Below are 12,971 nucleotides of genomic sequence, written 5' to 3' on the forward strand. Positions count from 1 at the left end.
GGCGGGGGTGTCTTCGGGCGCCCCCGCCGTTCGTCGTTCCCGGAGTGGCTCAGTTCAGCGGCTTCGCGTAGCAGCGGCTGTTTTCGTAGTGGCGGTAGTGGCCGAATTTGGGGCAGGGGGTGTAGCCGGAGGAGGTGTAGAGGGCGATGGCTTCGGGTTGGGCGGTGCCGGTTTCGAGGACCATGCGGGTGCGGCCGGCGGAGCGGGCGTCGGTTTCGAGGGCGGCGAGGATGCGGCGGGCGAGGCCGAGGCCGCGGGCTTCGGGGACGACGTACATGCGCTTGAGTTCGGCGTCGCCGTCGGAGTAGCCCTCGTCGTTGGTGTCCTGGGTGCGCCAGCCGCCGGTGGCGAGGGGGGTGCCGTCCTCGTCGTAGGCGAGGAGGTAGAGGCCGTGGGGCGGGGTGAACATGCCGGCGTCCAGCGGTGTGACATCGCCCTCGTCGCCGTAGCGGACGGCGTACTCGGCCTGGACGGCGTCCTGGAGTTTGACGGCGTCCGGGTGGTCATAGGGCGTAGGCTGGATGTTCATGCGGGATATCGTACATGTATGCATCGCGCGGGTGTCGGTATTCTCCCGGGATGCTCACTGTCACGACCGCGAATGTCAATGGTCTCCGCGCCGCCGCCAAGAAGGGTTTCGTCGAGTGGCTGGCCGGGACCGAAGCCGATGCCGTCTGCCTGCAGGAGGTGCGCGCCGAGGAGGCGCAGCTGCCCGCTGAGGTGCGGGCGCCCGAGGGCTGGTTCACCGTTCACGCGCCCGCCGCCGCGAAGGGGCGCGCCGGGGTCTCCCTGTACACCCGCCGCGAGCCCGACCGGGTGCGGATCGGCTTCGGGTCGGAGGAGTTCGACGGCAGCGGCCGGTACGTCGAGGCGGACCTGCCCGGCGTGACCGTCGCCAGCCTGTACCTGCCGTCGGGTGAGGTCGGGACCGAGCGGCAGGACGAGAAGTACCGGTTCATGGGCGAGTTCCTGCCGTACCTGAAGGGGCTCAGGGAGCGGGCCGCGGCCGAGGGGCGCGAGGTCGTGGTCTGCGGCGACTGGAACATCGCCCACCGCGAGGCCGACCTCAAGAACTGGAAGTCGAACAAGAAGAACGCGGGCTTCCTGCCGGAGGAGCGGGAGTGGCTCGGCCGGGTCCTCGACGAGGCCGACGGCGGTTACGTCGACGTCGTCCGGGCCCTGCACCCGGAGCAGGAGGGCCCCTACTCCTGGTGGTCCTACCGCGGCCGCGCCTTCGACAACGACAGCGGCTGGCGCATCGACTACCAGATCGCCACGCCCGGCCTCGCCGCCAAGGCGGTCAAGGCGTACGTGGAGCGGGCCGCGACCCACGAGGAGCGCTGGAGCGACCACGCCCCCGTGACCGCCGTCTACGACCTCTAGGGCCTGGCCGTCCCGCGCAGGTGGCGGTCGAGGGCCATGGAGAGTTCGGCCTCGACGACGCTCTTGGCGAGGGGGCGGAGGCGGCGTACGTCCTCCTCGCCGGCGTGGGCGCGGAGGAGCTCGGTGAAGAGTCCGGCGAGGGCGTCGGCGTGCTCACGGACGCGGGCGCCGGCCTTGAGGACCTCGGCGAGGGGGACGCCTTCGTGGACGAGGGCGGCGGAGACGTCGAGGAGGCGGCGGCTGATGTGGATGATCTCCTCGCCGTCGGTGACGAGGTAGCCGAGGTCGAGGGCGGCGGCCAGGTTCTCGGGGGTGACCTCGCCGGCGAAGTGGTCGGCGAGTTCCTCGGGGGTGAGGCGGACCGGCTCCTCCTCGGTGGGTTCGCCGAGGGCGAGGACCTCGCGGACGTTCCGGCCGCTCTCGAAGGCGGTGGTGAGGTCGGCGATGCCGTTGAGGGTGTGGCCGCGCTCCAGGAGGGCGGCGATGGTGCGGAGCCGGGCCAGGTGCTGTTCGTCGTACCAGGCGATGCGGCCCTCGCGGCGGGGCGGCGGGATCAGGCCGCGTTCGCGGTAGAAGCGCAGGGTGCGCACGGTGATGCCGGCGGCGCTCGCCAGTTCCGCCATGCGGTACTCGCGGGCGCCGGTGTCGCCGCCGCCGGTGTCGCCGCCGGGCTCCGGGTGCTCGTGCGTGTCGGGTGCTGATCCTTCTGCCACGTTCGCCAGCCTATGTTGTACCGCCGGTAACTTTCCCTCGCCGTACCCCTACCGCTCGGTATGGAGCTGCTCTACAGTCCCGATTGTGCCAGTGATTGCTGGCGCGATGGGCCGGTTGCGCGGGAGGCGGCATGGCGAAGCACGAGCACGTACGGGTGGCGGTGATCGGATCGGGGTTCGGCGGCCTGGGCGCCGCCGTCCGGCTGCGCCGCGAGGGAATCACCGACTTCGTGGTCCTGGAACGGGCCGACTCCGTGGGCGGCACCTGGCGCGACAACAGCTACCCCGGCTGCGCCTGCGACGTACCGTCCCACCTCTACTCCTTCTCCTTCGCGCCGAACCCCGACTGGCCCCGGACCTTCTCCGGACAGCGGCACATCCGCGCCTACCTGGAGCACGTCACCGACACCTTCGGCATCCGCCCCCACCTGCGCCTGAACCACGAGGTGCTGCGGATGGCATGGGACACCGAGGCGCTGCGCTGGGAGATCGAGACCAGCCGGGGCGCCTTCAGCGCCGACGTCGTCGTCTCCGCCACGGGCCCGCTCTCCGACCCCAAGATCCCCGACATCCCGGGGCTCGCCGACTTCCCCGGCAAGGTCTTCCACTCCGCCCAGTGGGACCACGACTACGACCTCACCGGCAAGCGCGTCGCCATGATCGGCACCGGCGCCTCCGCCATCCAGATCGTGCCCGCGATCCAGCCGAAGGTCGGGAAGCTGACCCTCTTCCAGCGCACGCCCCCCTGGGTGATGCGCCGCATGGACCGGGCCATCACCGGGCCCGAGCGCTGGCTGCACCGCGCCCTGCCCGTCACCGGCACCCTCCGCCGCGGCCTCCTCTGGGGCATCCGCGAACTCCAGGTCGGCGCCTTCACCAAGCACCCGAACGAGCTCGGGCTCGTCGAGCGGCTCGCCAAGGCCAACATCGCCAAGTCCGTGAAGGACCCGGTGCTGCGGGCCAAGCTGACCCCCTCGTACCGCATCGGCTGCAAGCGGATCCTGCTCTCCAACACGTACTACCCGGCGGTCGCGCAGCCCAATGTCGACGTCGTCGCCTCCGGTCTGCGCGAGGTCCGCGGCTCGACGCTGGTCGGCGCGGACGGCACCGAGACCGAGGTCGACGCGATCGTCTTCGGCACCGGCTTCCACGTCACCGACATGCCGATCGCCGAGCGGGTCGTCGGCGCTGACGGGCGCACGCTCGCCGAGGAGTGGAAGGACGGCATGGAGGCGCTGCGCGGCGCCACCGCCGCCGGCTTCCCCAACTTCATGACGGTCATCGGCCCCAACACGGGCCTCGGGAACTCCTCGATGATCCTCATGATCGAGTCCCAGCTGAACTACATGGCCGACTACCTGCGCCAGCTGAACGTCCTGGGCGGCCGCGCCGCCCTCGCCGTCCGGCCCTCCGCCGTCGGCGCCTGGAACCGCAAGGTGCAGGCCCGGATGGAGCGGACCGTCTGGAAGGCCGGCGGCTGCGAGAGCTGGTACCTCGACGCCAACGGCCGCAACACCACCCTGTGGCCCGGCACGACCGGCGAGTTCCGGCGCGAGACCCGGCAGGTCGACCTCACCGAGTACGAGGTGATCCGCGCCCCCAGGACCGCGCCCGCCGCCAAGGCCCGCACCGCGCGCAAGAAGGAGGCCGCCCAGTGAGCCGCCACCCGGTCCCGCTGCCCCCGTCCCGCACCCTCACCGCCGTCTCCGCCGACGGCACCGGGATCCACGTCGAGGTGTACGGCCCCGAGGGCGCGCCCGCCGTCGTCCTCGCCCACGGCTGGACCTGCTCGATCGCCTTCTGGGCCGAGCAGATACGGTCCCTCGCCGTCGACCACCGGGTCATCGCCTACGACCAGCGCGGCCACGGCGGCTCTCCCTCGCCCCTCGCGAGCGCCGGCGCCGGCTACTCCACCACGGCGCTCGCCGACGACCTGGAGGCGGTGCTCACCGCCACCCTCGGCCCCGGCGAACGGGCCGTCATCGCCGGCCACTCCATGGGCGGCATGACGATCATGGCGGCCGCCGGGCGGCCCGCGCTCCGGCAGCACGCCGCCGCGGCCCTGCTCTGCTCCACCGGGGCCTCGGGGCTCACCGCCGAGGCCACCGTCGTGCCGCTGAAGCCGGGCGGGCTCCGCAGCCGCCTGACCGCGGCCGTGCTCGGCGCGAAGGCGCCGCTCGGCCCGGTCAACGGCCTCTCGAAGAAGGTCCTCAAGTACGCGACGATGGGACCGGGCTCGGCGCCCGAGCGCGTCGAGGCCTGCGCCCGGATCGTGCACGCCTGTCCGCGCGGCGCCCGCTACCACTGGTCGCAGGTGCTCGCCGGGCTCGACCTCGAAGAGGGGCTGCGGGAGCTGCGGCTTCCGGTGGCCGTGCTCGCCGGCACCGCCGACCGGCTCACCCCGCCCGTCCACGCCCGGCGGATGGCGGAGGCGCTGCCGCACTGCACGGGACTCGTCGAACTGGCCGGGATGGGCCACATGACACCGGTGGAGGCCCCGGAGGCCGTCACCGCGCAGATCCGCGAACTGACCCTCACGTACCTGGGCGTGAAGGAGACCGAGGAGGCAGAGGCATGAGCAGGGTGAGCCTGGAAGGGCAGGTCGCGGTCGTCACCGGCGGCGCGCGCGGCGTCGGCGAGCTCCTCGCCCGCAAGCTCTCCGCGCGCGGCGCGAAGATCGCGCTCGTCGGCCTGGAGCCCGAGCAGCTGAAGGAGGTCGCCGGGCGGCTGCACACCGAGGCCGACTGGTGGCACGCCGACGTCACCGACCACGAGGCGATGGCGCGGGTCGCCGCCGAGGTCAAGGAGCGGTTCGGGAAGGTCGACATCGTCGTCGCCAACGCCGGTGTCGCGGCGGGCGGTCCGTTCGTCGAGTCCGACCCGGGCGCCTGGCGGCGGGTCATCGAGGTCAACCTCATCGGCGGCGCCGTCACGGGCCGGGCCTTCCTGCCCGTCCTCATGGAGTCCCGCGGGTACTTCCTCCAGATCGCCTCGCTCGCGGCCCTCACCCCGGCCCCGATGATGACGGCGTACTGCGCCTCCAAGTCGGGTGTCGAGGCCTTCGCGCACAGCCTGCGCGCCGAGGTGGCGTACAAGGGCGTGCGGGTCGGCGTCGGCTACCTCTCCTGGACCGACACGGACATGGTGCGGGGCGCCGACCAGGACGACGTGATGAAGGAGCTGCGGCAGCGGCTGCCGTGGCCGGCGAACCGCACGTACCCGCTCGGCCCGGCGGTCGACCGGATCGTGGCGGGCATCGAGCGCCGCTCCAGCCATGTGTACGCCCAGTGGTGGCTGCGCGGGATGCAGTCGGTGCGCGGCTATCTCCCCGGCATGATCGCGACCGTCGGACAGCGCGAGATGCGGCGCTTCGAGCCGCGGCTCGGCTCGGTGTCCAAGGGTCTGGTCGGCGCGGGCGGCGCGGCCGACGAGCAGGAGCGCACCGAGGGCTCCACCGCCCGGTAGCGGTCCGTCACTGATCGAAATGCGTGGAATGTTTGCCCGTGCAAGGCTGGTCGAGGCCCGCGGGGCACACCGCCCCCGGCCCCCTCTCAGCCGTCTAGGAGTGAACTTCCATGGGCATGCAGGACCAGTTCAAGGACAAGGCCGAGCAGCTCAAGCAGCAGGCCAAGCAGGCCGCGGGCAAGGCGAAGGACCAGGCGTCGCAGCGGGCCTCCAAGGGCCGCGAGCGCTCCGACGAGGAGACCCGCCGGGCCCAGCAGGAAGCGCAGGACCGCATGGACATGGACTACGACGCCTGACGTCGGCCGGTCCTTGAGGGTTCCGGGAAAGAGTTCCGGAAAAGAGAGGGCGCACCCGGGAGACCGGGTGCGCCTTCGCTTATGCGTACTGCCGGGTCAGGCGATGCTGTTGTACGGGCCGCCGCCGAAGGTCAGCGCCGCGAGCTGCGCGCCGAGCCACGGGCTCTGCCAGTCGCCGGTGCCCCGGTAGAGGTACTGGGACGTGGTGCCGAAGCCGACCAGGTCGGGGCGCCCGTCGCGGTTCGCGTCACCGACGCCGACGAGGTCCTTGTACGCGTTCCAGCCGCCGCCCACCCTGGTGCGGGCGGCGAAGGTGCCGTCGCCCTTGCCGAGGTACTGCCAGAGGACGCCGTCCTTGTCGCGGGCGTACAGGTCGCCGGCGACGCCGCCCGCGACGTTCCCGACGGCGGTGAGCTGGTTGTAGACGCCCCAGCCGGTGCCGATCTTCTTCCGGGTGCCGAACGGCGAGTTGGACGAGCCGGTGCCCGGGTACAGGTACAGGTCGCCGAGCTTGTCGACGGCGACCAGGTCGGCCCGCCCGTCGCCGTTCAGGTCGCTGCCGGCGGCGATCTGGGTGAACGTCTGCCAGCCCGTGCCGATCTTCGCCCGGCCGCCGAAGCCGCCGAGGCCGTTGCCCTGGTACAGCCAGAGCGCGCCGGACGGCTCACGCGCGATGAGGTCCCCGACGTTCGAGCCCGCGATGTCGCCGGTGGCCTCGATGCGGTCGTAGACCTGCCAGCCGGTGCCGATCAGCTGGTGCGGGTCGGCCTGGAGCTGGGTGTCGTACGAGGTGTCGGCCCGCCACAGGCGGCCCGAGCCGTCGCGCAGCAGGACGTCCGGGGTCCCGTTGTCGTCGAAGTCGTGCGGCTTCGGCGCGCGGGTCGCCGTGAACGCGCCGGTCGCGCTCGCCGTCCCCCCGATGCCGTTCAGCGGGCGGGCGGTCAGCTCCCAGGCGTACTCGCCGTTGTACTCGCCCTGCCAGTCGAAGCTCACGCTCGTGGACTGCGGGGAGCCGTGGAAGGTCTCGATCCGCCCGGTGCGGGTGTGGCGCAGGGTGAGCGTCACGTCCGCGTTGCTCCGGGACAGGTTGAAGGTGAACTTCGCCTTGCCGCCGTTCCGGTCGAGGTCGACCGTGGCGGCGGGGACGTCGTGGCCGGTGATCGCCAGCTTCGTGGGCTCGCCGGTGGTGGCCTCCAGGGTCACGACGGGGGCCTCGTTCGCCGTCGCCGTGATCTTGTACATGCCCTCGCCCTGGTCGAGGCCGCCGCCGCGCACCCGCACGCTGCCGTCGCCGGCCGTGGCCGCCGAGGTCAGGTCGTCGAGCAGCTTCAGCGTCTTCTTGCCCTCGGCGTCCGGGTTGTACGCGGTGAGGGCGTGCAGCGGGCTCGGCTCCAGGGCGGAGAAACCATTCGCCTCGCCGTACAGCACCCAGCCGCCGACCAGGCTCACCTTGAGGTCGTTCGACACCGCGTCGGCGACCGGGATCTCCTCGACGGCCTCCGTCGTCCGGTTCAGCCGGAAGATCGCGGGCGTCGGGGTGCCGGCGCCGGTGGTCCAGGCGACGTGGGTGGCGGAGACGGCCTTGACCTCGGCGCCCGCCGGGACGCCGGGGATCTCCGTGACCGTGTCGGTGGCGAGGTTCAGCAGACCCCACTTCACCGCACCCTCCACGGTGAACCGGACGAGGGCGTCGTCGGCGGTGCCCTGCGAGATGTCGACCGAGGCGGCACCGGTGGGCAGGCCGGCGACGGGGACGCTGCTGGTGAGCGTGTGCTTCATCAGGTCGGGGCCGACCATGGTGAAGACGGCGTTCGCGGCCGAGCCGGCGTACTTGGGCGAGCCGAGTATCGGGTCGACGGCGATCTCACGCTGCTGCGTGACCCTGGCCATGTCGCGGATCGTGATCTTGTAGTGGTCCGAGAAGACCAGGTAGTCGTCGGTCCGCGTGGACCCGATCCGGCTCCGGCCGCCGGTGCCGTAGCCGGTGTCGTCCCCGTACTTGGCGTACCGCCGGGTGGAGCTGCCCACCGTCTGGGTGAGGAAGTTCCGCACCCCGGAGTCGATCAGCCGGGAGTTCTTGGGGAACGCGAAGGGGGTCGCCGTCGCTTCGGCCGTGCTCGCGGTGAGGGGCGCGGTGGCGGCGGTCGCCGGGACGGCGAGGGCGCCCGCGCCGAGGGTGACGGCGAGGACGGTGGTGACGGCGGCGACGAGGCGTCGCCGGGTCGGGCGAGCGTGGGGCACGTTCGAATTCCTCCCAAAGCACTGGCGCACCATGCGCCACACCTGTTTGGACGTTCGACGGTCCGAAAAGTTGTACGCGCGGAGGCCCCGATCTTCGTACCGTGATCGCCATGGCCGTACTTGAGCGACTCCGATCCGACCACGCGCCCGCCCTGCTCGCGTTCGAGCGGGAGAACCGGGGGTACTTCGCCGCGCGCGTGCCCGACCGGGGGGACGCGTACTTCGAGGCGTTCGACGACAGGCACCGGGAGCTGATCGAGGCGCAGGACGCCGGCGAGATCCACTTCCATGTGCTGGTCGCCGAGGGCGGCGAGATCATCGGGCGGGTCAATCTCGTCGACGTGGACGCCGGCGCGGGCAGCGCCGAGCTCGGCTACCGCCTCGCCGAGAAGGCGACCGGCCGGGGCTTCGCCACCCGGGGGGTGCGGGAGGTCTGCCGGCTGGCCGTCGAGGAGTACGGGCTCAGCCGGCTGACCGCCGTCGTGTCCCAGGGGAACGGCGCGTCGAGCGCCGTGCTCGCCCGGGCGGGCTTCGGCGCCGTGGGCGGCGTGACCCTCGACGACGGCGAGCCCGCCACCGCCTACGAGCTGGACCTCGCGGAGCTGGCCGGCCCCGGGGACGCCCCCTAGGACAGGTCCTGGCTAGGAGGCGTCCGGCCTCGGGGACACCCCCTAGGACAGATCCCGGCTAGGAGGCGTCCGGCCGCGGGGGCAGTTTCGGGCGGGTGCGGTCGGGGAGGGCCTCGTAGCCGGGCGGGCTGGCGGCGGGGGTCTCGGCGAGCAGGGAGAGGGCGACGTGGACGGCGTCGTCCAGCTGGGCGTGCCGGCCCTCGGCCCAGTCGAGCGGGGTGCGGAGGACGGCGAGGTCGGGTTCGACGCCGTGGTTCTCCAGGGACCAGCCGTACTCGGGGAACCAGGCGGCGTTCATCGGGACGGTGATCTGGGTGCCGTCGCCGAGCCGGTGGCGGCCGGTCATGCCGACGACCCCGCCCCAGGTGCGCTGGCCGACGACCGGACCGAGGCCGAGCAGCTTGAACGCGGCGGTGATCATGTCGCCGTCCGATGAGGTGGCCTCGTCGGCGAGGGCGACGACGGGGCCGCGCGGCGCGTTGGAGGCGTACGCGACGGGCTGGGCGTTGCGGGTGAGGTCCCAGCCGATGATCTTGCGGGTGAGTTTCTCTATGACGAGCTCGCTGATGTTGCCGCCGGCGTTGCCGCGCACGTCGACGATGAGCGCGGGCCGGGAGACCTCCATGCGCAGGTCGCGGTTGAACTGGGCCCAGCCGGAGCCGCCCATGTCGGGGATGTGGAGGTAGCCGCAGCGGCCGCCGCTGAGTTCGCGGACGACGGCCCGCCGCTTGGCGACCCAGTCCTGGTAGCGCAGCGGGCGTTCGTCGACGAGCGGGACGACGGCGACGCGGCGGGACCGGCCCTCGCCCTCGGCGGGCGTGAAGGTGAGCTCGACGGTGGTGCCGCCGGTGCCGGAGAGCAGCGGGTACGGGCCGGTGACCGGGTCCACCGGCCGGCCGTCGACATGGGTGAGGACGGCGCCCTCGCGGATGCCCGTACCGGCGAGGGGCGAGCGGGCCTTGGAGTCGGAGGACTCGCCGGGCAGGATCCGCTTCACCGTCCAGCCGGCCTCGCGGGGCACGAGGTTGGCGCCGAGGAGGCCCATCGGCCGCTGGTAGTGCGGGGGGCCTTCGTTGCGGCGGGCGGGGGTGACGTACGCGTGGGAGGTGCCCAGTTCGCCCATGACCTCGCGGAGCAGGTCGGCGAACTCGTCGGGGGAGGCGACCCGTTCGACGAGCGGCCGGTACTGGTCGAGGATCGCCGCCCAGTCGACGCCGCCCATACCGGGCTCCCAGAAGTAGGCCCGGACGATCCTTCCCGCCTCGTCGAAGGCCTGCCGCCACTCGGCGCCGGGCACGACCTCGTGGAGGATGCGCCGCAGGTCCAGGTAGACGGTGGAGTCGCCGTCGCCGGACTCGGTGGCGGGCACCGCCCGCAGGTCGCCCTCGTCGGCGATGACGAGGCGGGTGCCGTCGCCGCTGACCGCGAACCAGTCGAGGTCCTTGGCGAGTTCGGTCTTGCGGGCCTTGGTGATCGTGAAGTGTTCCAGGGTGGGGCGGCCCGAGGTGTCCGCCGGGTTGGCGAAGGTCTCGCCGAGCGCGCCGGAGATGGGCCAGCGCAGCCAGACCAGGCCGCCGCCGCTGACCGGGTGCAGGGCCGAGTACTTGGAGGCGGCGACCGGGAACGGGGTGACCCGGTCGGGCAGTCCCTCGATCTCGACGGTGACCGTGCCGTCGCCGCTGTCCGTCTCGTCGTCGGCGGGGTCGAGCCCGCCGGCCGCCGGACGCCCGTCGGGCAGCAGCGCGAACGGCGAGGGCGTGGCCGAGGAGAGCGGCACGAGATAGGGCCGGCAGCCGAGCGGGAACGACAGGTCGCCGGTGTGCACGTCGTACACCGGGTCGAAGCCGCGCCAGGAGAGGAAGGCGAGGTAGCGGCCGTCGCGGGTGAAGACGGGGTTCTCGTCCTCGAAGCGCCCGTTGGTGACGTCGACGACGGTCCGGCCGCCGGGCCCGGAGATGCGGGCCATCTTGATGGAGCGCAGGGAGCGGCCGATGCCGGGGTGGGACCAGGTGAGCCAGTCGCCGTCGGGGGAGAAGGCGAGGTCGCGGACGGGCCCGTTGACGGACCTGATCAGTTCGGTGACTCCCCCAGACTCCGTCTGGGAGGTGCCCCCACGCCCGTTGGAGTCCTCGGTGGCGTCGAGCAGCAGGAGCCGGCCGTCGTGGGACGCGATGGCGAGCCGTTCGCCGTCCGGGTCGGCGATCAGCTCCTCGACCCGGCCGAGGCCGCCCGAGGCGAGCCGGCGCGGCGGCCGGTCGCCGCTGGCGCGCGGCAGGTAGGCGACCTCGACGGCGTCCTCGCCCTCGGCGTCGGTGACGTACGCGACCTGGCCGCCGCTGCCCAGCATCTCGGGGAGCCGGACGCGGACGCCCGGCTCGTCGATGATCGTGCGGGCCGGGCCGTCGCGGTGCGTCAGCCAGTACAGGCTGCCGCGCACGGAGACGGCGCTGGCGCGGCCGGTCTCGTCGACGGAGACGGAGTCGATGTGGTGGGCGGCCGGCACCTGGTAGGCGCGCCGGCCGACGCGCTGCCCGCCGAGCCGGACCTCCAGCCTGCGGGGTTCGGAGCCGGCGGTGAGGTCGTCGACGATCCACAGGTCGCCCGCGCACTGGTAGACGACCCGGCGGCCGTCGCTGGACGCGTGCCGGGCGTAGAACTCGTCGTGGTCGGTGTGGCGGCGCAGGTCGGTGCCGTCGGGCAGGCAGGAGTAGAGGTTGCCGATGCCCTCGTGGTCGGAGAGGAACGCGATCCGTCCGCCGACGGCCATCGGGCAGTCGAGGTGCCCGCCGATGTCGGGCAGCAGCCGCTCGCCGTGCAGCCAGAGCCGTCCGGTGGCGCCGCCCAGGTACCGCTTCCAGGCGGCCGGTTCGTGCGGCGGCTTCCCGGTGAGCAGCAGTGTGCGGCGTTCGGCTCCGGTGGTGTCGCCGGTGATGCCGGGGTCGTCGGTGACGCCGATGTCGGAGACCGGGCCCCAGGGCATCCTGCCGCCGGGGGAGCCGTCGATGGGGACCGTGTAGGCCCAGGAGAAGTACGAGAACGGCTGCCCGTGCGAGGAGACGGCGAGGATGTCCGAGCGGCCGTCCTTGTCGGGTGGCGTCCAGCCGCAGACCCGGGTGTCCGTGGAGCCCCAGTAGCTGAGCCGCCGGGCCGTCCCGCCGTCCACGGGGACGAGGTGGATCTCTGGGTCCAGGCTGCGCCAGTTCGTGTACGCGATGTGCCGGCCGTCCGGCGAGAACCGTGGATGGCCGACCCGGGTGCGGTCGACGGTGAGGCGCCAGGCCCGGCCGGGGCGGTGGCCCCCGGGGACGAGCGGGGCGATCCAGAGGTCGTCCTCGGCGGCGAAGCACAGCAGATCGTCGTGGAGGTGCGGAAAGCGGAGATACGCGACGTCGTCACTCACCTCCTCATGCTTTCCGCGCCGAGGGGGTCAGGCAACTCGTACGTGTATGCGGGCGTCCTCATGGAGTGCGGGTCGGGTTCCGGTGGAGGGTGGCTCGGGTGTGGCCCAGGACACGTACGAAACGGTTTCGTTTCGCTGAGGGGGTGGGTATCTTCGTACTGTACGAAACCGTTTCGTTCGGATCGGAGCCCGGAACATGGCACGCAGCAGACTCACTCCCGAGCGGGAGTCCGAGCTGTACGCGGCCGTGCTCGACCTCCTCCGCGAGGTCGGCTACGACGCCCTCACCATGGACGCCGTCGCCGCCCGCACCCACTCCAGCAAAGCCACCCTCTACCGCCAGTGGGGGAGCAAGCCGGAGCTGGTCGCCCGCGCGATGCGGCACAACAAGCCGGTCGACATCACCGAGATCGACACCGGCTCCCTGCGCGGCGACATCCAGGAGATGCTCGCCCACACCGACGACTGCCAGATGGACAAGGACGCCGCGCTGATGCGGGGTCTGGCCCATGCCGTGCACACCCACCCCGAACTGCACCGGGCACTGCGCGAACTGCTCATCGAACCCGAGATGAACGGCCTCGACGAAGTGCTCCAGCGGGCGGTCCGCAGGGGCGAGGTCGCCGCCGGAAACCCGGCGCTGAAGCTCGTCCCCCACATGCTGATCGGCGCGTTCATCGCCCGGCCCCTGATCGAGGACCAACCGGTCGACCGCGCCTTCCTCAGCGCCTACTTCGACGCCGTCGTGCTCCCCTCACTCGGCGTCTGACCCACCGCTTTCCCGCTTTCCGCACCACCTGACTGCGCACCGCTCACGCCGTCGGGCCGGCTCCCCATGTCCTGT

Annotated in this window: 11 protein-coding genes; 7 read left to right on the plus strand and 4 right to left on the minus strand. The window is 72.4% G+C overall.

Annotated elements, in window-relative coordinates:
• Positions 1-49: 49 nt before the first annotated feature.
• A complete protein-coding gene (locus ACZ7G1_RS22535; protein WP_470877500.1) occupies positions 50-529 on the minus strand; it encodes a GNAT family N-acetyltransferase in 480 nt (159 codons plus the stop codon).
• 50 nt (positions 530-579) lie between these two features.
• On the opposite strand from ACZ7G1_RS22535, the gene ACZ7G1_RS22540 reads away from it, so the two are divergent.
• A complete protein-coding gene (locus ACZ7G1_RS22540) occupies positions 580-1,383 on the plus strand; it encodes an exodeoxyribonuclease III (protein WP_470877499.1) in 804 nt (267 codons plus the stop codon).
• Here the strand turns inward: ACZ7G1_RS22540 and ACZ7G1_RS22545 are convergent.
• The gene (locus tag ACZ7G1_RS22545; RefSeq protein ID WP_470877531.1) at positions 1,380-2,006 is read right to left on the minus strand and encodes a MerR family transcriptional regulator; all 627 of its coding nucleotides are present in this window, start codon (positions 2,004-2,006) and stop codon (positions 1,380-1,382) included. The two genes, ACZ7G1_RS22540 and ACZ7G1_RS22545, sit on opposite strands and share 4 nt — an antisense overlap.
• 221 nt (positions 2,007-2,227) lie before the next feature.
• Here ACZ7G1_RS22545 and ACZ7G1_RS22550 point away from each other — a divergent pair, with 221 nt between their 5' ends.
• From ACZ7G1_RS22550 to ACZ7G1_RS22565, 4 genes are all read left to right on the plus strand, one after another.
• Positions 2,228-3,754, plus strand: a complete 1,527-nt coding sequence (locus tag ACZ7G1_RS22550; protein WP_470877498.1) for a flavin-containing monooxygenase — start codon at positions 2,228-2,230, stop codon at positions 3,752-3,754.
• A complete protein-coding gene (locus ACZ7G1_RS22555) occupies positions 3,751-4,674 on the plus strand; it encodes an alpha/beta fold hydrolase (protein ID WP_470877497.1) in 924 nt (307 codons plus the stop codon). Before ACZ7G1_RS22550 ends, ACZ7G1_RS22555 begins: the two co-directional genes overlap by 4 nt.
• A complete protein-coding gene (locus ACZ7G1_RS22560) occupies positions 4,671-5,561 on the plus strand; it encodes an SDR family oxidoreductase (protein WP_470877496.1) in 891 nt (296 codons plus the stop codon). The genes ACZ7G1_RS22555 and ACZ7G1_RS22560 overlap by 4 nt, the downstream gene beginning before the upstream one ends.
• Before the next feature lie 110 nt (positions 5,562-5,671).
• Positions 5,672-5,857: a hypothetical protein gene (locus ACZ7G1_RS22565; RefSeq protein WP_470877495.1), complete on the plus strand. Its 186-nt coding sequence runs from the start codon at positions 5,672-5,674 to the stop codon at positions 5,855-5,857.
• Between the two features lie 96 nt (positions 5,858-5,953).
• Here ACZ7G1_RS22565 and ACZ7G1_RS22570 read toward each other — a convergent pair whose 3' ends face one another.
• On the minus strand, positions 5,954-8,098 hold the full coding sequence (locus ACZ7G1_RS22570) for a hypothetical protein (protein ID WP_470877494.1): 2,145 nt from the start codon (positions 8,096-8,098) through the stop codon (positions 5,954-5,956).
• Between the two features lie 110 nt (positions 8,099-8,208).
• Here ACZ7G1_RS22570 and ACZ7G1_RS22575 point away from each other — a divergent pair, with 110 nt between their 5' ends.
• A complete protein-coding gene (locus tag ACZ7G1_RS22575) occupies positions 8,209-8,727 on the plus strand; it encodes a GNAT family N-acetyltransferase (protein ID WP_470877493.1) in 519 nt (172 codons plus the stop codon).
• A gap of 58 nt (positions 8,728-8,785) precedes the next feature.
• Here the strand turns inward: ACZ7G1_RS22575 and ACZ7G1_RS22580 are convergent, their stop codons facing one another.
• Complete coding sequence (locus ACZ7G1_RS22580; RefSeq protein ID WP_470877492.1) at positions 8,786-12,127, minus strand: S41 family peptidase; 3,342 nt, start codon at positions 12,125-12,127, stop codon at positions 8,786-8,788.
• Positions 12,128-12,323: 196 nt separating this feature from the next.
• Between ACZ7G1_RS22580 and ACZ7G1_RS22585 the strand changes: the two genes are divergently transcribed.
• The gene (locus ACZ7G1_RS22585) at positions 12,324-12,896 is read left to right on the plus strand and encodes a TetR/AcrR family transcriptional regulator (RefSeq protein WP_470877491.1); all 573 of its coding nucleotides are present in this window, start codon (positions 12,324-12,326) and stop codon (positions 12,894-12,896) included.
• Positions 12,897-12,971 lie beyond the last annotated feature (75 nt).

Source organism: Streptomyces sp. NPDC037273 (assembly GCF_055603625.1).